Genomic DNA, 17,078 nt, shown 5'->3' with positions numbered 1-17,078 from the left:
TTTTTTATACTATTGATTATTTCCCTGGCTTCGTCTTGTAGAAGCTGTAGAAGACGCTAATCAAGATGACGAGAACGATCGTACCGAGCGACATCCAGATCGGCATTTTGTAGACATCACCGAGAATCATCTTCGCTCCGATAAAGACGAGCATGAAGCTGAGACCGTGTTTCAAATAGTAGAAACGATCGATCAAGTTCGCGAGGACGAAGTAGAGACTCCGGAGTCCGAGGATCGCCATGATGTTCGCATAGAAGATGATGAACGGATCACGCGAGTACGCGAAGCTTGCTGCAACGGAGTCGACGGCGAAGACGATATCCGATACTTCAATGAAGAGTAGAGCAATTAAGAGCGGCGTGAAGAACAGTTTCCCATCAATTCGTTTTGCGAACTTACCAGACGAGATGTCTTGCGTGATCGGTAAACGTTTCTCTAACCAACGAATCGTTTTGTTTTCTTCGAGCGACGTCTCTTGACCGATGTTTTTATACATCATCCAACCAGTGTAGACGAGGAACGCTCCGAAGATGTAGTAGACCCAAGCGAAGTTCTCAAGCAACGAAACACCAGCGACGATGAAGATGACGCGGAAGAAGATTGCACCAAGAATACCCCAGAATAAGACTTTGTGCTGGTACTTCAATGGAATCGCGAAGTATGCGAAGACGAGTGAGAAGATGAAGACGTTATCAATCGCGAGAGCCTTCTCGATGAAATAAACGCTCGTATATTCGATCGCAGCGGAACTTCCTTGATCGAAGTAGAGCCAGCCACCGAAGGCGACGGCGATTGCGATCCAGACGAACGTCCACGTCCAGGCCTCCCGAAGCGAAACTTCATGTGCCTTACGATGGAAGACTCCAAGGTCAAGGGCGAGCATGATGAAAACGATGGCTAGAAAAGCAATGAGTAGTGTCAACAGCGCTTCCTCCTTTAAGGTAATTGTTATCTTGAATTTATTATAAGGTCATAAGAACTCAAAAGTAAAGAGATAAATGTTCGGAATGTGCAATTGGTCAAAAAACAATCCCCGAAAGTGGACGAATGTATTCGACGTGATGTGCAAAGAAACGACATGAAACCCAGTTCCGAAAAGGGACTGGGTTTCATGCATATTACTTTTAATTATAAAGTGATTTTTAAGGCATCATGATAAGGGAGGGAAATGCGGCACGACGTACGTTCCGAGTTCATCGATGACATCTTCCGCTGATCGCTCACCGTCGAATAGCGCGAAGAATAAATGATTGACGCCAAGCTCACGATACAATTCCAGCAACTCGATCAGTCGATTGCGACCGATTCGGAAACCGAGTCGAATCGGTGTCGCTTCCTCGTTCGGATCCGCGGACAGGTCAAGATGCATCGGCATCGAAAACGGACGAAACGTTGTATTACCGGCTGCTTGACTCGCTGCACGCCATTGTTCGATGGCACGTGCTTGTTCGAACGGTCCTTGCGGATAATACATCCAGCCGTCGCCGTTTTTTGCGAGCCAGTCCATATCCTGCTGTGCGAAACCCGTGATCATCGTCGGGATTCGTTTCTTTGGTCGTGGCACGAGTGTCGCGCCACGGACTTCCCCGTACGTCGAATCGATTTGCGGATAATCTTCATATAAAGCTTGCTCCATCACTTGCAGTGCTTCCTTGAACTGAGCACCACGGCTCGGATGATCGACACCAAGTCCATGGAAGTCGGCTTGCCGGTCACCGGACGAGACACCGAGAATCAAACGTTCCGGGAACAGCGCATTAATCGTCGCGACTTCTTTCGCAGAGCGTAACGGATGACGGAGTGGCAGGACAAGTGCTGAAGTCCCGAGGGCGATCTGTTTCGTCTGACTGAGGAGATGCGTCCCGTATATCAGCATGTCATGAATCTGTCCGACAGCTGGATCAAGAAAATAAGGATCCTTCAATAAAACGTCGCGTAACCAGAGGGTCGTAAAACCATAGTTCTCTGCTTTTTGTGCGAGCTCGACTTGATTGGCAAGCGTCGGTGTTCGCATCTTGAAATTTTCAAGCGGGACGTGGAGACCGAGCGTGAGCTCGCCCTCCCGGTACATCCGCTGATAACTTGCATGATCGTTAAACATAGTAGTCCTCCTTATTGATGTTCGAGACGACGCGAGACACCCGTCAAGATGACGGCAAGGATAACCATGATTCCGCCGACCCATGGCGTGTGGACAAGTCCAATCGTATCGGTGACGAGACCACCAATCGTTGCTCCGAGTGCGATGCCGATGTTGAAGGCTGCGATATTCAAGGCAGACGCAACATCGACTGCTGCTGGGACATATTTTTCAGCCAACTGAACGATATAGAGCTGGAGTCCAGGGACGTTCATGAACGCAAGGAGTCCCATTAAGATGATACCGATGATACCGGCGACCTTGAACGGAATCATGAACGAGAGGGCGATCATGACGATGGCATGGATGATGAACATATAGAACAACGCTTTAATCGGATTACCGTTCGCGAGTTTTCCGCCGACCGTGTTTCCGATCGCAACCGCAATTCCGTAGACGAGCAGAATGATACTGATTAAGCTCGGACTGATTTTCGTGACGTCCTGCATGATCGGTGTCAAGTACGTAAAGGCGACGAACGTTCCACCGTAACCGAGGGCAGTGATCAAGAAGCCAAGCATCAAGCGTCCGTTCGTCAACAATTTGAACATGTCGGAGAACTTAGCAGGTGGTGATTGTTTCAAGTCTTTTGGAATCAAGAAGAAGCTTGCGATGATCGCAATGATACCGAGTGCAGCAACCGCGAAGAACGTCGCGCGCCAGCCGAACGATTGACCGATGAATGTTCCAAGTGGTACACCTGTAACCGTTGCGACTGTCAGACCTGTGAACATCAAGGCGATGGCACTCGCTTTTTTATGCTCCGGTACGAGCTGGACGGCAATCGTCGCACCGATCGAGAAGAAGACACCGTGTGAGAAAGCAGTGATGAAACGGGCGACGATCAACAATTCAAACGTCGGTGAAATCGCTGAGACGAGGTTACCAGCGATGAAGACGACCATCAATGCCATCAGTAACGTTTTTCGATTCATCCGGTTCGTCAGTGCTGTCAAGATCGGAGCACCGACGGCGACACCGATTGCGTAACCAGAGATGATGAGACCAGCGAGTGTGATACCGATATTTAAGTCACCAGCGATCGCTGCGAGCAGTCCGACGGGAACGAATTCCGTCGTACCGATACCAAAGGCGCTGATTGCTAAGGCAAGTAGGGCAAGTCCGCCGTTTCTTGGGACCTGTTCCTCCTGGATCCGTGAGTTTAATTGATTCATGGGGATTCCTCCTAAAGATGATTTCAGTAGGGATCGTGTCCGGTGGGCCCGACCGAACATGATCCGATTGACATGACCCCAGCATAACCGGGGTGTTTCATTTCGGGAAGTACGTACTTTAAAGTGCGATAGGCACTAAAAAGTACCCTACTCCTTCATTTAGATGCAAGGTCTAAAAGGAGGTTGTACTTTCCGTTGACAATTGCTATCATATAGCCAGCTAATCTGTTTGGGAAATACGCACTTTCAAGTACGATAGGCACTAAAAAGTACCTATGCCCTTAACGGAATCACGAAAGGATGGAACATATATGCCATACAATATCCCGGTCGAAGCAACACTTGAAGTCATCGGTGGAAAGTGGAAGGTCGTCATCATGTGTCATTTGATCAAAGGCGAGCGTCGGACGAGTGAGCTCCGCAAGCTAATGCCGACGATTACGCAAAAAATGCTGACGCAACAATTGCGCGAGTTAGAAGAAGACGGCGTCATCATCCGGACGGTCTTTGAACAAGTCCCACCGAAAGTCATCTACTCGTTATCCGAGTACGGCTGGTCGCTGAAGCCGATTCTTGACGCGATGTGCGCATGGGGAGAAGGACATATTGATTTGACGGGTGGAGAGGTCATTTCATCTTAATGGCAAGAAAAAAGGTTCGGCAACATTGTCGAACCTTTTTTTGCGTTCAAATCGTCTGGAAAAAAAATAAGCTATAAAGTAAACGAGCATGAGAAAAATCTTGCATTATATTTACTCTATAAACTGTGAAAAATCCTTAAATTTTTTAGGATATTTTCATCAGTTATCGATAAAACAAGTCAATAAAGTACTAGAATTGAGAAATCCCTTGATAAGAAAGTCATGAATACTACATGATTGATTTGAGTCTATAGGACGGGTTCCTGATTTTGGAATATTTGTTACGATCAAGTGGAAGAAAGTTTTAATTTTCTCTTTAAAGAACTAATGCCATGTTTCATCAGAGTGAATGACTTTCTATCTTGACAGAGAAAGGAGGAGTTCGGATGTCTGCTATGTTCGTGTCGTATCAATTGTCTTTAGAAGAAAAATTCTTCAACATGATCGAAAACAAATGGTTCTGGATGGTTTTCGCTCTTGTCATTTTAGTAGGAGTATTCGCATATGCGTTCTATTGCACGAGCCGGGGCTACAGCTTTAATGGTAACGTAAAATTAAACTGGCCAAAGTTCTGGCAAATGGGAATTGGCTGTAAAGCCTCGTAACGTACTTAACCGGCGGGGGCTCCTTGAGCTCCCGCTTCTTTCAGGAGGTACAGATATGATTGAAATCGAGGGTTTGACAAAATCGTTTAAAAAGAATCGCGTTATCGATGCGTTATCAGCATCGTTTTCTTCGACGGGGGTATCCGTCATAGTTGGGACGAATGGAAGCGGAAAAACGACTTTATTGAACATGTTGACGAATCTGTTAGAAGCAGACGGTGGTAGCATTCAAATTGACGGTATTTCACCTGGTAGTCAAGCGTACAAGTCTAAATTTTTCTATCTTCCTTCTGACTTTTATTTACCAGGTTACATGACAGGAAAGGAATATGTCCAGTTCGTTTTAAGTCGATATGAGACGAGCGAAGAGGAGAAAGCTTCTCTTTTGATCGAATTGCTCGACTTAGCGGACGGTCAACATAAAACCATTGAGTCGTATTCTTTTGGTATGAAGAAAAAAATTCAAATTGTCGCAGCGGTTGCTGCCAATACGGACTATATAATTGCTGATGAAATATTTGGAGGACTTGATTTTGATACATCCTTGCTTGTCCAGGAGCTGTTTGCAGCAGTCGGTACGACGAAAAAAGTGATCATCGTCTCACATGAGCGCAATACAATTGATCGTTTCCCAGAGGACGTACGACTCATGAGACAAGGAACTCTTGTCCGATTTGAAGGAACTCCAGAGGATTTGACGGATGTCATAAAACAGGAGGATGTCTTACGTGAAAAACTCGACATCGTCAGCAAACATTTTATGTCTAATGAAATTCTTCTTTAATGATACGTTTCACGGACTCTTTAATCGTCCCTTTTTTAAAAGTCGTGTGAATCGATACGGATTAGCTGTCCTTCTTATTTGTATCTATCTCGGATACTTTTATCTAAATATGGTGCAGCTCTCCTCATTATCAACTAATGCGGTAGAAGCAGATGAGACAACTCGTTTGCTCGCCGGGAAGATGACACTCAGTAGTTATTTTAATGTCGTCTTCATTTTAGGTACGTTCATGTTTATTTTGATCAATGCAACGGTCTCGTTGAATCGGAACTCTTTATTTTTTGCCAAGACACTTCCGTTCTCTGAAAGAGAAGTCAATATCAGTCAACGATTATTTAAACTTTGCGTTGCCCTTGTATTCTTTGAGTTGCTGATGATCATCGTTGCGCCTGCGCTGAAGTTGATACCGATGCAGTGGGGAACGGCACTCCTTGTCTTGCTTACACTCCACACAGTGTTCATCGCTAGTTTTTGGTTATTAGATTGTCTTCATGCGGCGGTATTACACCGATTTTCTGGAATACAGCGTAGTGTATGTAGCTTTGTTCTTGATTTGCTATTGATCGGAGCGGTGACTTTCCATTTGATGAAAACGCGATTTCAGGTAGATCTCTGGGTCAGTACATTATCGTATTCCATTTTGACCATAACGCTACTGGTGTTGCTGACTAGTCTTGCCGTTGGCGGAATCGCCTATCTCCTCCATGCGATTTTCTTTGCCCGAAATCATTTGTATGTCCGTCAAAATTACTTCAAGTTGGGATTGCCTGCGTTCAATATCGGGTTGGCAACGACGATGCCTGCCATCATCCGCAGTAAGAACTTTCTTTATTTTTGGGCACTTCTTGCCGTGATGTCTGTCGGAGCTTGGTATCAAGTCGGTTGGGAAGGTACTTTTCAACTCTGGTTGTTCTTGTTCCCGGTGCTTGGAGTGGTAACGATTACATACGCGGACGCAACGTTAGCTGTTCGGAAGGTATATGGATTATACAGAATCCATCCCTTGATGGAACTAGCGTCACTGTTTGGTGTCGCAATCATCTTGATGGCACCGGCACTCTATATCGGAATTGTTGAGACGAATAGTTTGAATCCCTACATGTACGGAATCAATATCTTTTTCGCAGCGACGATTGCAGGATTTTTATTTCCAAAATCTCAAAGTAATATCAACGAGACGATTGCTTCTGTGTTGACGATCATCTTAATCGTATTGCTATCTGTGCTCGTCAGCATCGATGGGGCATTATATCCTGCTTTAGCAGTCTTGCTTAGTGTTTTGTATATCATCCTAAAGAAAGAATACGAGGTGGCGAAATGAAAATCACGAAGTTAATTGGTGTTGGTACGGTTTTATGGGCAATCATTTTTCTAGTGGATTATATCTACGAGTTGTTTCAAATCAACGAAACGAGTGTCGTGACGACGGTGACAGGATTAAAAATTACTACGGTGATGACAAAAGAAGAATTAAATACACACTTTGCGTTGACACTTCAGGCGCTCATTCTTTATGTAGTCTTCATTGTCTTGTTCACACTGCTTGGTCTCTTCTTACAGAAACGCCGAACGTTAGCACGTCATGACGCTTGAGACACTTTTGCACCTGACTAGCTACATCATGTTAATCGGAATCGTTGTCGCAATTCATGAGATGATTCATACAATAATGGCTTGGATATTTCGACGGCGACCGACCATTACCTTCGACCGTTTTTTAACACCTGTAATCCGTTATGAAAACAATCAGAATGATTGGCAAAATCTCATCATCGCGTTATCGGCTCCGGCTGTATTGTTCGGAATAGGCTGGATCATACCGGTGGATGGTGGGGCATGGGTTGTCATAAAAATCTTATGTTTAGCTAATATACTGAATTTCTTTCCCATCACGACGGATGGTCAGATGATTTTTTTATCTTGTTTACGCCTCATTCAAAAACATCGAAAACGAAGAGATGCCGTCTAAAGGAGGGCATCTCTTTTTTTTATACAGAACCTACCGGGTTTCATATAATGAAACAAACTCAACTTTTATTGAATCCAATTGTTGAGCTCCTTAAGATAAATGACATGAGGTGATGACATGCAATACGAAGTAACGACGTTAAAGAAAGGATTACAGCTATTAGACGTACTCCGTGCGAACGGTCCGATGTCACTGACGCAACTCGTCGAGCAGACCGGCTGGAGCAAGACAACGGTTTTTCGCTTGTTATCGACGCTAGAAGGGATGACGTACGTCACGAAGTCACATAAAACGTATACAATCACCGAGCTCGCTGGACGACCGACGCCAAGACTGGGAACGATCGAGAACTGGAATATGGTTCCTCCGCTCCATGAATTGAGTCAAGAACTCGGCGAGACGGTCTACGTCGCGATCTTACAAGGAACGGAAGTCATCAATACGCAAGTCGTAGACGGAAAGTATACGAACCGGAGCCATACTCAAGTCGGGGACCGGTTCTTCGTCCATCAAAGTGCGCTCGGGAAAGTCATATTGGCATTTCTCGAAGCAGATCGTCTGCAGGAAATTCTGAGTCTGCTTGAACTAGCAGCACGGACGGAGCGAACGTTCGTCGATCGCCAGTTGTTGCTGTACCATTTACGAGATATCCGAGAAAAAGGGGTCGCAATCGATGACGAAGAAGCCGATTCTGGCATTCGATGCCTCGCTGTCCCCATCTTAAAAGAGGGCAACGTTGTCGCAGCGCTAGCCATCTCAGGCCCGGCAGACCGTTTGACGAAAAAGCGAGACGTCCAGTTTAGTAAAGTATTGCAACGTTACAGTCAAAAAATCACCTCCTTCATTCATTAAAAGGAGGATCATTATGAATCGACAGATGTATCAAGCACTGATCGCACTAGCAATCAGTGCATTCGCGATCGGGACGACCGAGTTCGTCATCGTCGGTCTTCTGCCGACGGTCGCTATTGATTTAGACATTACCTTGACGAAAGCCGGTACACTGATTTCCGGTTATGCACTCGCACTTGCGATTGGAACGCCCATCCTAGCTGCGATCCTCAGCCGAGTCAATCGTAAAAAATTGTTGATTGGTCTGATGCTTATCTTTACGGTGGGGAACGCAGCCGCGTTATTCGTCAGTTCTTATGAAGCGGTATTGATGTCTCGCATCGTTACGGCCATCGCACACGGATTGTTCTTTGCGTTTGCAACGATCGTCGCAACTTCGGTCGTTCCAACTACGAAGCAAGGGACAGCCGTATCCATCATGTTCACCGGACTGACGGTTGCGACGGTACTCGGTGTACCGATGGGAACGTATATCGGACAACATGTCGGATGGCGCGCGACATTCGGTGTCGTCGCTTTACTCGGAATCGCCGGTTTGCTTGCGATCGTTCGCTATGTCCCACGAATGACGGAAGAAAACGTGCAGCAAACGACGGTCAAAGATATCGTCGCACTTTTGAAGAACGGTCCGATTTTACTTGGACTCGCGATGACGGTGTTCGGTTTCGGTGCGACATTCGTCTTGTTCACGTACCTCTCACCGATTTTGACACGAATCAGTGGATACAGTGATCAGGCTATCACCTGGATCTTACTCGTGTACGGTGTGTTCGTCGCCATTGGCAACATGATTGGCGGTAAACTAGCAGACCGTCATCCGGTCCGTTCTTTGCGTTGGGTGTTCCTCGCGCAAGCACTAGTGTTGCTCATGCAAATGCTATTATTGCCAAGTTGGATCGGATCCTTGGTTGGAATCGCGCTTCTTGGATTGATTGCCTTCATGATGTCGGCAGGCGCACAAACGCACATCGTCGGACTCGCGGATCGTTTTGTCCCATCGGCTAAAGGAATGGCGTCCGCCCTCAATATTTCGGGATTCAACATCGGCATCGCACTCGGTTCAACGCTTGGTAGCCTTGTTCTAGCGAACGGTGAGTATTTAGATACGGCATGGGTCGGAGCTCTGATGGCATTGATCGCTACAATCCTTGCCGTCATCAGTAGTAGACAACAGACTAAACACTAAAAGGAGTAGATAACATGACGACAGAAATATTGAATACAGAGGAGAAAGACTTAGTACTCGAGCGCTTTACGCATCAAGATGCGTTAGAATTAGGATTAACGATCGTAGCACTAGCGAAGGAAAACGACGTCAATGTGGCCGTTCATATCGAAAAAAATCGTGTTCCGCTATTTACGCATTTGATGGAAGCAACGACGGAAGAAAACTATCAGTGGATATTCCGTAAGAAACGAGTCGTCGATCACTATCAGAAGAGCTCCGCTTTCATCGATGCACGATTCAAGGAATCTGGCGGAACACATGCTGAAAACTCGTTACTCGCGGCAGAAACGTTTCAGGCGGTCGGTGGTTCAATTCCACTTCGCGTGACAAATGCAGGAGTGGTCGGTACGTTGACGGTCGCTGGTTTGACGGGAGAACTGGATCATCTCTATGCGGTCGAAGGTGTCCGCCGGTATATAAACAAACACGATGGATGAACAGCGAGAACGGATGACTCCTAGACGGGAGGTCATCCGTTTTTCTTGCACGAAGATCAGTCGGTCTCAAACCGGACCGCGTCAGCCGCAGTCGAAGAATGACTGGCGGTTGTCATCAAAGCCGAAGTCGCTGAGTAGATAGAACGAGGATGATTTTTCAGTACATAATGTCATAATCGTGTCTCTCTAGAAGAACGTATTAAAAACCGTGCGATTCTTTTCGTTTGAGATACCAGAGTAGTCCTAGGGTAATACAAAAACCAATCGCACCTATGATTCCGATGAACAAGAAACCAATGAGATCATTACCGATATTCTTTTGAAAAAAATAGGATGAACCAAAAATCGCAGTGGTAATCATGAAAATGTTGCTTAGGTGGCGAAGTACTTGGACTATCATGGAGAACCCCTCTTTCTTAGTCTTTTGTTCGACGGATCTCGGTCGCGACAATCGAATCCTTTTCAAACGTCACTTGAATCGTATCACCCGTCTGAATGGCAGCCGTGTTATCCGTTTTGCCATAGACGATCGTGTCCGTTGTGACGCGAATCTTCGTCAATGCATACTGTTCGTCCGGTTTTTGTTCGCTCGGAGCAACAAATAACGTATCCCCTGTAATTTTCTCGACGATTCGTGCATCGTTCTCGTGTGTACAGGCACTAAGCAGTATACAAAGGAATAGAATAAAAGCGAAAAGCCACCGACGTGTCGGCATGAACGAGGCACCTGCTTTCGTCAGTTAATAGGGTTAGATGAAATTGTATGATTATATAAATTTTACCAGTTGAGACATCGATTGATGTAAAACAAAAAAATCTTTCTTACTCCAAAATAACAGGAATTCAGATTGAAATCGGCGTATGATTAAAGGAATACCATCATCTTGATCAGAGGAGGAAATACGATGAAGGCAGCTATCTGTACCCGCTACGGATCCCCTGACGTCTTGCACATCACAGAGGTACCACGCCCGGTTCCAAAATCAAACGATCTACTGATTAAAGTACATGCATCTGCCGTTCATTCCGGAGATCGTCGCATGCGTTCGCTCGATGTTCCACTGTTGGGGAAGCTTCCAATGCGTCTGGCTGTCGGCTTCAAGCGACCGCGACAACCAATCCTTGGCGTCGTTCTTGCCGGTGAAGTCGTCGAAGTCGGTCAGGACGTCAAGCAGTTCCAAGTCGGAGACCGTGTCCATGCCTTGACCGGATTTCGCTTCGGTGGATACGCCGAATATGCGTGCGTGTCTGAGAAACGTTGCATTGCAAAAATGCCACAACACGCATCGTACACGGAAGCGGTCTGTCTCCCGTTCGGTGGTACGACGTCGCTTCATTTCTTCCGGAAACTCCAAATCGATCAGATGAAGACAATCTTGATTTACGGTGCGTCGGGCGCTGTCGGGACGGCTGCCGTTCAACTCGCAAAAGCAAAAGGACTGCAGGTGACGGCTGTCTGTAGTGGACGAAACACGGAAAGGGTCAAAGCACTCGGTGCCGATTACGTCATCGATTATACAAAGGACGGTTACGATGGATTGTTGCTGAAGTACGATGCTGTCTTCGATGCGTCCGGAAAGATCAATAAGACGCAAGCGAAACGGCACGTCAAACAAAACGGTGCCTTTGCATCCGTCGCGGGGCAGGGTGTGGCGAGAGAACGGAAAGAAGATCTATACTATTTAAATGAACTGTTTGAAGCGGGACGATTCAAAGCCGTCATCGACCATATCTATTCGCTTGATGAGATCGTCGAAGCCCATCGTTACGTTGACTCCGGACAAAAATTCGGTAACGTCGTCGTGTTAATAGCAAACGAATGATTCATCGAACCACCTGGATCAGGTGGTTTTTTGTGTTTATCCAATATATGTTAAAATGAAATAGGCTATTTTAAGGATGGGGGATATAGCGATGATGAAACAGATTCATGCGTTTGAGACAAAAACGGACTATGACAAATATGAAGCGGTCACGCATCGCTTTCAAGCACGGTTAGACGAGTATCAAACGATCTTACAAGAGAAGTATCAACTGATCGACGTGCCGAAAGGAATCGTTTGGACGTCAGCGGAACTCGCGACGACCGTCTTCTCGGACATTCCGATTCCAGCATTTACGAATAAGGACTTGATCTACATATCACCAGACGTTGCAGAGTGGCGAACGTTATTTTTATCCCAACTCGACGGGAAGGACGTACCGCATATTCGAGCATTCTACGAAACGCTCGCGGAAGATCACGTCTTGACGATTGCTGGTCATGAACTGACGCATCACTTGGATTTGTTCGTTGATGAATTCGACGATGAGAGAGCAGACGGGATCTGGTTCGAAGAGGGAATGTGTGAGTACCTACCCCGAAAGAATTTGTTGTCGGACGAAGCATTCAAGCGAATTACGACAATCGAGACAGAGCTGGTCGAGCTCTTTCAGGAGGAGTATGAAGCGCGCTCGATTGATCAATTTGGGAGTGCCTCCTATGCCGGTAGTCAGTCGAGTATCATGTTTGATTATTGGCGGAGCTTTCTCGCAATCCACCATCTCATCGAAGATCGGTATGACGGGGACGTCTTACTTGTTTTTGAAGCATATCGGAACTGGCATGAACAGGGGCGGATCGTGCCGCTATCGGAATACTTCAAACTTCAGACGGTAAGACGCTAAGCTGTGTTTGTAGTGGAGGAGGGCTTATGAATCGTTACAGTATTCTTTCGTTATCTGCATTCATCTGTTTTTGTTTCTTATTTTTCCTGATGAAGAGCGGAGTCAGTCTGAAAGGGTTTGGAACTGTCTATATCCTGTTTCTGTTTATCGTTCCGTTAGTCGGCGTATTCACAGGGTACAAAACGAAGCATCGAATACTCAAGTGGGGATTCGTCGGCATTCATCTCATTACGTTCTGCATGATGTCGTATTTACTGTTACTGGCTTACGGTATTTCGGAGTCATAAAACAGATTAAATAAAAAAGTCAGCTGATTCCGTCTAAAAAGGAATCAGCTGACTTTTCATGTTATGTAGTGCGAAACAAGTTATCATCGCGAACTCTAGTTTCGCTTCGGCAAACTGGTCGTCGTGCCCATCTCAACGATTCGGTCATCTTGAAGACGATATAGCAAGTATTCCTCTTTTTGGAGCCCTTGACCACGGACTTTTACGGCAATCTTATAGCGTTTTTCCTTATCGCGGTGTTTGTCGTCATAAGCAGAATGGAGGGAGACGACACGAGCTGGACCGTATTTTTTCTCGACATAATTCTCAACCTTGGTGCTGACGTGCTGCTCGAATCGCTCATCGTATCGGACGTCTAAGTAAAACAGCAGTCCTCCTAATAGGAGTGAGACAATTAAAACGTTCATTCCGACTTTTTTCAATTCATCACTTCCGATCGTTCCATAGCATTAAACCTAGAAAAGCTGTTACAGATGATCGGAAGACGATACATCATAACAGCGATTGAATCATTAAGTTGAAAAATCTACATCATTTGAGTGATTGTTTTAAAGATCGACTCCAACTAATTTAAGAATGATGACGATCGTGATAGCTGAGAGCGCAAAAGAACCGGCAAAAGCAAGCTGTTTTTTCAAAAGTATCTCCTCCTTATGAAAGGGTTACCATTATTATGCCATTAAGTAAGATGTCTGTAAAATTAATTCCAATTAGAATCGTGGATTTTCATCATAAAATTTTAGGAATAGATGACAACATCCCCACTCCTCGTTTTGTCAAGAGAGCAGGGATTTTTCATGTTTCCTACATTCTACTTTATTAATAGTCGATGAATCGCCCTTGCCTCAGCATATGTTGATTCCTGTCCGAACCAACGATAAGTGAGAGTTGATAATGGCGAAGTTCCAGTGTCATTCAATAAAGCGATAGATAAATTATTCTTCCGATCAACGATTAAAAACTGTCCGCCTGATCCCACTCCCCATAACAGAGGATTTTTAGCATTTGATTCTAACCACCAAAGATATCCATATCCTGAAAAACGATCGACGTCCGAAATCTTAGAGTAAGCCATTGTACTCTCCTCAACCCACTTGATTGGAATAACGGATCGTCCTTTCCACTTACCATCTTGGGCATAAAGCGCACCAAATCGGGCAAGGTTTTCGGCAGACATATAAAATCGATACATCGGAATGGATGTTTCTTCATTCTTTTCATAAGTGACATGAGAAGGGCTGAATGTTTTCATGCCAACAGGCTTGGCGATCCATTGTTCAAAAGCATCTCCGATTTTCATTTTCGTCTCTTTCTCAAGAATAAGACCCAACATGTTAAAATCCCAATTGTTATAGTAATAAAAACTTCCTGGAGTATGACTTTCACGTTTTGGACGTAAATCTTTCATTCGTTGTGATTCACCCAATGCGTTTAAGTAGATACCTGATCGTGCTTGTAATAAGTCCCGAATTGTTGCGGACTTCTCTTGTTTCGTTAAGGGTTGCTTGGAATCATCGACAGAGAGTTGTCCCAATGTCATATCCAAGTCTACTAACCTTTTCTTCTCTGCAATCCCAAATAGTGCACTGATGATGCTTTTACGAATAGAAGCAACATTATACAATTCGTTCGAAGAGCCGATGGATGCCACTTGTTGGGTATCCTGAATTGCATATAATGCGTCCGACTCATTGCGTTTCATCTGCTGTTGAAGACTTATCTTCAACTGTTCAGTATCTGTTTTACTTTGAAGTGAAATATTTTCATTATCTGTTTCGTTTTGTACGAAAGGGCGGGTAAGATAGACGAAAAGACTCCCAATTACTATTAGAGATAAAAATAAAAGAGTACGTTTCCTTCTTGACTTCATAGTTCAGTTCTCCTTCAATCAATGTTGTGATGACACTGATTGATTATCAACCTTCAAGTAACTTTAAGGTCAAGCTTTCTATAAAATATAGTTTAAAAGGAGAGATAACTTGAGTTTATTTAAAATTGGAGAGGCTGCAAAACAAAGTGGGATACCTGCATCGACACTACGATATTATGATCAGATTGGTCTGATCCGTTCGCGTCAAATCGATCCACATAGTAAGTATCGATATTACACACAACACGACATCACACATATGAAAATCGTCCAGCATCTGCGCAGGATGAATTTTTCTCTTGAAGAAGTTCAACTTTTTTTAAACGAAAGAGATATGAATCTTCAACTTGGATTGTTAGATAAGAAGAAACAAGAAATTAAGTTAAAGCGGTTGGCACTTCTTCAGACTGAGAAGGAAGTGCATCGCCGAATCGAATCTATAGAAAAGGAATTAATTTCGTCAACAATCACGAAAAAGGATAGTTGGGAAATAGTAGTGAAACATTTTGATGAACGACCTATTCTATCGAAGCGAAAGATTTTCGACAGAGGCGGAATTGATATCTATCAAGACGCGTTTCTACAGTTACTCAAAGAAAATTCGTTTGAGGATCTACCCGTTACATCGCTCGTGTTACAGCATCATCATATCCAACTAAATGAAGAATTTTCTCACTTCGAAAGACATCTTCCAGAAATCGATTTAGAGGTAGGCGTGCTTCTTCCTTCCATGACATCCCCGTTTCAGAATGCGACTTTGCCTAGTGGTAGTTATGCTTGTATTGTGAGTAGAGGTATGGCAGGGAAGGAACGATTTCGTAAATTATATTCATTTCTACAAGAATGGCTTCAAGAAAACAACTATAAAGTCGAGGGACCATTAATTGATATCGTCTTAACAGACCTCACTCAGTTAACTGCGATTGATTATACGGAAGATATACTTTCTGAGACTCAATTTCGCATTACACCAAATAATGCGTAGTGTGAAAGCAACAATCATTTTGTACTTTAATTTTATATATGTAAAATTAATTCTAAAAAAATCGCAATTTCTTATTACAACGTTTCATAAAGAAAATGACAACATCCCTATTCCTCGGTTCATCAAGGCAGTAGGGATGTTTTTTCATGTCCACCAATCCGGTGGAGTATATCTCGTTAAAAGATCTTTCTCGACGAGTCGCTGATTCACATAAGACGTGACGCTTGGAAGTAGCGCATCCATGTTGGCAGGGTGCACCATGACCTCAACGGATGAACCGGGTGTGATTGAATCAAGTGTCGCAAACGAAACGCCCTCTCCATAAAACCGCTCATCGAAGCGATTCGTCAGCCAGAGATCCCGGTGCTTCTCGTTCCCCGCAGCACGGAACGTCGTTTGATATTCGTTAGCGAGATCGACGATGATGGAATCGATCGCGGACCAGCCGTGGATATGATGGTGACTGTCTAAGTGATGCAACGACAGCCCGGTAGCAAGAAAAGCTTCAATCTGGGCTTTCCATTCCAGGTAGACGTTTTTAGGATCCGGTGGCTCTTCCTTCAAAAAGCGACTCGTGAAACGAAACGTCCCGTCCTCCTTTGTTAACGACTGACTTGTCGAAGCGAGCGGTTTTCCCCAAGAGAGCACGAGATGTACGCCGACATGCAGGTCCGGGTGTTGCTGAGAAAGTCGAACAGCTTCTTCGACCGCATGTCCGTTCATCATCAGCGTCGTCGAATTGACGGGACCGTAAAGATGACTCTCGATGATGCCTTGGTTAATACCCGTCGTCAAACCGAAATCATCAGCATTGACGATTACACGCGTCTTAGGCATGTGCCGTGCCAGTCAGCGAGAGTGCTTGATCAAGCACTTGATCGCCCTTCATCAACCCGTATGCCATGTTGTCAATCACAGCAACCGGCACGTTAACTGCTGTACGGATTTTGTTCTCGAGGTAGCGGACTTGCGGACCGATCAAGATGACGTCCATCGTCGTATGTTCCTTTAGTCGCGATTCGGGTACTGCTTCAATCGTTGCGTCAAGCCCTCGTGCTACGGCTTCCGTCCGCATTTTTTCTACTAAGATTGAAGTGGACATGCCTGCTGAGCAGACGAGTAAGATATTCATTTCGTTTCCTCCAGTCGATTGATTTTAGTGATCATGTCGATCATCTCGGTCGCCAGTTCCTTGACCGTCATCGCCGTCATCAGATGATCTTGAGCGTGGACAAGTAGGACACTCATCTCGTTGCTCGTTCCTCGTGCTTCTTCTTGCAAAAGTTCCGTTTGAAGTTTGTGTGCCTCAAGAAACGAAGTCTCTGCTTCCTCGAGTTTCGCTTGGACAAGTGCTTCGTCACTGCGTTTGGCAGCAGCAATCGCCTCAAAAGCACTCGAGCGTGCATTTCCGGCATGTAAGATGATCATGAACGATAGT

At 45.1% G+C, this 17,078-nt stretch carries 22 protein-coding genes; 13 read left to right on the top strand and 9 right to left on the bottom strand.

Going from position 1 to position 17,078, the window contains the following annotated elements:
- Positions 1-16 precede the first annotated feature (16 nt).
- From AYO36_RS07335 to AYO36_RS07325, 3 genes are all read right to left on the bottom strand, one after another.
- A complete protein-coding gene (locus tag AYO36_RS07335; protein ID WP_064299993.1) occupies positions 17-922 on the bottom strand; it encodes a TerC family protein in 906 nt (301 codons plus the stop codon).
- Positions 923-1,150: 228 nt separating this feature from the next.
- Positions 1,151-2,101, bottom strand: a complete 951-nt coding sequence (locus tag AYO36_RS07330; RefSeq protein ID WP_064299992.1) for a TIGR03571 family LLM class oxidoreductase — start codon at positions 2,099-2,101, stop codon at positions 1,151-1,153.
- Positions 2,102-2,112: 11 nt separating this feature from the next.
- Positions 2,113-3,315, bottom strand: a complete 1,203-nt coding sequence (locus AYO36_RS07325) for an MFS transporter (protein WP_052169465.1) — start codon at positions 3,313-3,315, stop codon at positions 2,113-2,115.
- Positions 3,316-3,626: 311 nt separating this feature from the next.
- Between AYO36_RS07325 and AYO36_RS07320 the strand changes: the two genes are divergently transcribed.
- The 9 genes from AYO36_RS07320 (at position 3,627) to AYO36_RS07280 (ending at position 9,831) form a co-directional block, all read left to right on the top strand.
- Positions 3,627-3,956 (top strand): winged helix-turn-helix transcriptional regulator, encoded by a 330-nt coding sequence (locus tag AYO36_RS07320; protein WP_064299991.1) that lies wholly within the window; start codon positions 3,627-3,629, stop codon positions 3,954-3,956.
- A gap of 386 nt (positions 3,957-4,342) precedes the next feature.
- Positions 4,343-4,561 (top strand): hypothetical protein, encoded by a 219-nt coding sequence (locus tag AYO36_RS07315; protein ID WP_035408256.1) that lies wholly within the window; start codon positions 4,343-4,345, stop codon positions 4,559-4,561.
- 55 nt (positions 4,562-4,616) lie between these two features.
- A complete protein-coding gene (locus AYO36_RS07310) occupies positions 4,617-5,345 on the top strand; it encodes an ATP-binding cassette domain-containing protein (protein WP_064299990.1) in 729 nt (242 codons plus the stop codon).
- The gene (locus tag AYO36_RS07305; protein WP_231884681.1) at positions 5,290-6,666 is read left to right on the top strand and encodes a hypothetical protein; all 1,377 of its coding nucleotides are present in this window, start codon (positions 5,290-5,292) and stop codon (positions 6,664-6,666) included. Before AYO36_RS07310 ends, AYO36_RS07305 begins: the two co-directional genes overlap by 56 nt.
- On the top strand, positions 6,663-6,938 hold the full coding sequence (locus tag AYO36_RS07300) for a hypothetical protein (protein WP_064299988.1): 276 nt from the start codon (positions 6,663-6,665) through the stop codon (positions 6,936-6,938). The genes AYO36_RS07305 and AYO36_RS07300 overlap by 4 nt, the downstream gene beginning before the upstream one ends.
- Positions 6,928-7,314 carry a metalloprotease family protein gene (locus tag AYO36_RS17175; protein WP_064299987.1) on the top strand — a complete coding sequence of 129 codons (387 nt, stop codon included), beginning with the start codon at positions 6,928-6,930 and terminating at the stop codon, positions 7,312-7,314. The genes AYO36_RS07300 and AYO36_RS17175 overlap by 11 nt, the downstream gene beginning before the upstream one ends.
- Before the next feature lie 117 nt (positions 7,315-7,431).
- Positions 7,432-8,166 carry an IclR family transcriptional regulator gene (locus tag AYO36_RS07290; protein WP_064299986.1) on the top strand — a complete coding sequence of 245 codons (735 nt, stop codon included), beginning with the start codon at positions 7,432-7,434 and terminating at the stop codon, positions 8,164-8,166.
- A gap of 13 nt (positions 8,167-8,179) precedes the next feature.
- The gene (locus AYO36_RS07285; protein ID WP_064299985.1) at positions 8,180-9,352 is read left to right on the top strand and encodes an MFS transporter; all 1,173 of its coding nucleotides are present in this window, start codon (positions 8,180-8,182) and stop codon (positions 9,350-9,352) included.
- 14 nt (positions 9,353-9,366) lie between these two features.
- Positions 9,367-9,831 carry a heme-binding protein gene (locus tag AYO36_RS07280; protein WP_064299984.1) on the top strand — a complete coding sequence of 155 codons (465 nt, stop codon included), beginning with the start codon at positions 9,367-9,369 and terminating at the stop codon, positions 9,829-9,831.
- 416 nt (positions 9,832-10,247) lie between these two features.
- Here the strand turns inward: AYO36_RS07280 and AYO36_RS07270 are convergent, their stop codons facing one another.
- Positions 10,248-10,547 carry a hypothetical protein gene (locus tag AYO36_RS07270; protein ID WP_064299982.1) on the bottom strand — a complete coding sequence of 100 codons (300 nt, stop codon included), beginning with the start codon at positions 10,545-10,547 and terminating at the stop codon, positions 10,248-10,250.
- A 189-nt stretch (positions 10,548-10,736) separates the two neighbouring features.
- Between AYO36_RS07270 and AYO36_RS07265 the strand changes: the two genes are divergently transcribed.
- The 3 genes from AYO36_RS07265 (at position 10,737) to AYO36_RS07255 (ending at position 12,785) form a co-directional block, all read left to right on the top strand.
- Complete coding sequence (locus AYO36_RS07265) at positions 10,737-11,654, top strand: NAD(P)-dependent alcohol dehydrogenase (RefSeq protein WP_064299981.1); 918 nt, start codon at positions 10,737-10,739, stop codon at positions 11,652-11,654.
- A 91-nt stretch (positions 11,655-11,745) separates the two neighbouring features.
- The gene (locus tag AYO36_RS07260; RefSeq protein WP_064299980.1) at positions 11,746-12,498 is read left to right on the top strand and encodes a collagenase; all 753 of its coding nucleotides are present in this window, start codon (positions 11,746-11,748) and stop codon (positions 12,496-12,498) included.
- Positions 12,499-12,524: 26 nt separating this feature from the next.
- Entirely contained in the window at positions 12,525-12,785 is a 261-nt protein-coding gene (locus AYO36_RS07255; RefSeq protein ID WP_064299979.1) for a hypothetical protein, read from the top strand.
- A gap of 95 nt (positions 12,786-12,880) precedes the next feature.
- On the opposite strand, the gene AYO36_RS07250 is transcribed toward AYO36_RS07255, so the two are convergent.
- Together AYO36_RS07250 and AYO36_RS07245 are read right to left on the bottom strand one after the other, a co-directional pair.
- A complete protein-coding gene (locus tag AYO36_RS07250) occupies positions 12,881-13,207 on the bottom strand; it encodes a hypothetical protein (protein ID WP_064299978.1) in 327 nt (108 codons plus the stop codon).
- 389 nt (positions 13,208-13,596) lie between these two features.
- Entirely contained in the window at positions 13,597-14,655 is a 1,059-nt protein-coding gene (locus AYO36_RS07245; RefSeq protein WP_058703454.1) for a serine hydrolase domain-containing protein, read from the bottom strand.
- 109 nt (positions 14,656-14,764) lie between these two features.
- Here AYO36_RS07245 and AYO36_RS07240 point away from each other — a divergent pair, with 109 nt between their 5' ends.
- Positions 14,765-15,640, top strand: a complete 876-nt coding sequence (locus AYO36_RS07240; protein ID WP_064299977.1) for a MerR family transcriptional regulator — start codon at positions 14,765-14,767, stop codon at positions 15,638-15,640.
- Positions 15,641-15,784: 144 nt separating this feature from the next.
- Here the strand turns inward: AYO36_RS07240 and chbG are convergent, their stop codons facing one another.
- Genes chbG through AYO36_RS07225 form a run of 3 tightly spaced genes read right to left on the bottom strand, consistent with a single transcriptional unit; the run spans position 15,785 to position 17,068 of the window.
- The gene (gene chbG / locus AYO36_RS07235) at positions 15,785-16,477 is read right to left on the bottom strand and encodes a chitin disaccharide deacetylase (RefSeq protein ID WP_064299976.1); all 693 of its coding nucleotides are present in this window, start codon (positions 16,475-16,477) and stop codon (positions 15,785-15,787) included.
- Positions 16,470-16,772: a PTS sugar transporter subunit IIB gene (locus AYO36_RS07230; RefSeq protein WP_047390543.1), complete on the bottom strand. Its 303-nt coding sequence runs from the start codon at positions 16,770-16,772 to the stop codon at positions 16,470-16,472. Before AYO36_RS07230 ends, chbG begins: the two co-directional genes overlap by 8 nt.
- Positions 16,769-17,068, bottom strand: a complete 300-nt coding sequence (locus AYO36_RS07225) for a PTS sugar transporter subunit IIA (RefSeq protein ID WP_029341536.1) — start codon at positions 17,066-17,068, stop codon at positions 16,769-16,771. Before AYO36_RS07225 ends, AYO36_RS07230 begins: the two co-directional genes overlap by 4 nt.
- Between the last annotated feature and the right edge of the window lie 10 nt (positions 17,069-17,078).

Source organism: Exiguobacterium sp. KKBO11 (assembly GCF_001644945.1).
In the GTDB taxonomy this organism is placed as follows: domain Bacteria; phylum Bacillota; class Bacilli; order Exiguobacteriales; family Exiguobacteriaceae; genus Exiguobacterium_A; species Exiguobacterium_A abrahamii.
This window is presented reverse-complemented; position numbering and strand designations above follow the sequence as displayed.

What these genes read in the sequence shown, in the direction of transcription:
- AYO36_RS07290 (WP_064299986.1), top strand. Translation starts at nt 7,432, where the DNA reads ATGCAATACGAAGTAACGACGTTAAAGAAAGGATTACAGCTATTAGAC.
- AYO36_RS07270 (WP_064299982.1), bottom strand. Translation starts at nt 10,547, where the DNA reads ATGCCGACACGTCGGTGGCTTTTCGCTTTTATTCTATTCCTTTGTATA.
- AYO36_RS07230 (WP_047390543.1), bottom strand. Translation starts at nt 16,772, where the DNA reads ATGAATATCTTACTCGTCTGCTCAGCAGGCATGTCCACTTCAATCTTA.
- AYO36_RS07280 (WP_064299984.1), top strand. Translation starts at nt 9,367, where the DNA reads ATGACGACAGAAATATTGAATACAGAGGAGAAAGACTTAGTACTCGAG.
- AYO36_RS07245 (WP_058703454.1), bottom strand. Translation starts at nt 14,655, where the DNA reads ATGAAGTCAAGAAGGAAACGTACTCTTTTATTTTTATCTCTAATAGTA.
- AYO36_RS07300 (WP_064299988.1), top strand. Translation starts at nt 6,663, where the DNA reads ATGAAAATCACGAAGTTAATTGGTGTTGGTACGGTTTTATGGGCAATC.
- AYO36_RS07315 (WP_035408256.1), top strand. Translation starts at nt 4,343, where the DNA reads ATGTCTGCTATGTTCGTGTCGTATCAATTGTCTTTAGAAGAAAAATTC.
- AYO36_RS07265 (WP_064299981.1), top strand. Translation starts at nt 10,737, where the DNA reads ATGAAGGCAGCTATCTGTACCCGCTACGGATCCCCTGACGTCTTGCAC.
- AYO36_RS07330 (WP_064299992.1), bottom strand. Translation starts at nt 2,101, where the DNA reads ATGTTTAACGATCATGCAAGTTATCAGCGGATGTACCGGGAGGGCGAG.
- AYO36_RS07260 (WP_064299980.1), top strand. Translation starts at nt 11,746, where the DNA reads ATGATGAAACAGATTCATGCGTTTGAGACAAAAACGGACTATGACAAA.
- AYO36_RS07325 (WP_052169465.1), bottom strand. Translation starts at nt 3,315, where the DNA reads ATGAATCAATTAAACTCACGGATCCAGGAGGAACAGGTCCCAAGAAAC.
- AYO36_RS07320 (WP_064299991.1), top strand. Translation starts at nt 3,627, where the DNA reads ATGCCATACAATATCCCGGTCGAAGCAACACTTGAAGTCATCGGTGGA.
- AYO36_RS07310 (WP_064299990.1), top strand. Translation starts at nt 4,617, where the DNA reads ATGATTGAAATCGAGGGTTTGACAAAATCGTTTAAAAAGAATCGCGTT.
- chbG (WP_064299976.1), bottom strand. Translation starts at nt 16,477, where the DNA reads ATGCCTAAGACGCGTGTAATCGTCAATGCTGATGATTTCGGTTTGACG.
- AYO36_RS07225 (WP_029341536.1), bottom strand. Translation starts at nt 17,068, where the DNA reads ATGATCATCTTACATGCCGGAAATGCACGCTCGAGTGCTTTTGAGGCG.
- AYO36_RS17175 (WP_064299987.1), top strand. Translation starts at nt 6,928, where the DNA reads ATGACGCTTGAGACACTTTTGCACCTGACTAGCTACATCATGTTAATC.
- AYO36_RS07285 (WP_064299985.1), top strand. Translation starts at nt 8,180, where the DNA reads ATGAATCGACAGATGTATCAAGCACTGATCGCACTAGCAATCAGTGCA.
- AYO36_RS07255 (WP_064299979.1), top strand. Translation starts at nt 12,525, where the DNA reads ATGAATCGTTACAGTATTCTTTCGTTATCTGCATTCATCTGTTTTTGT.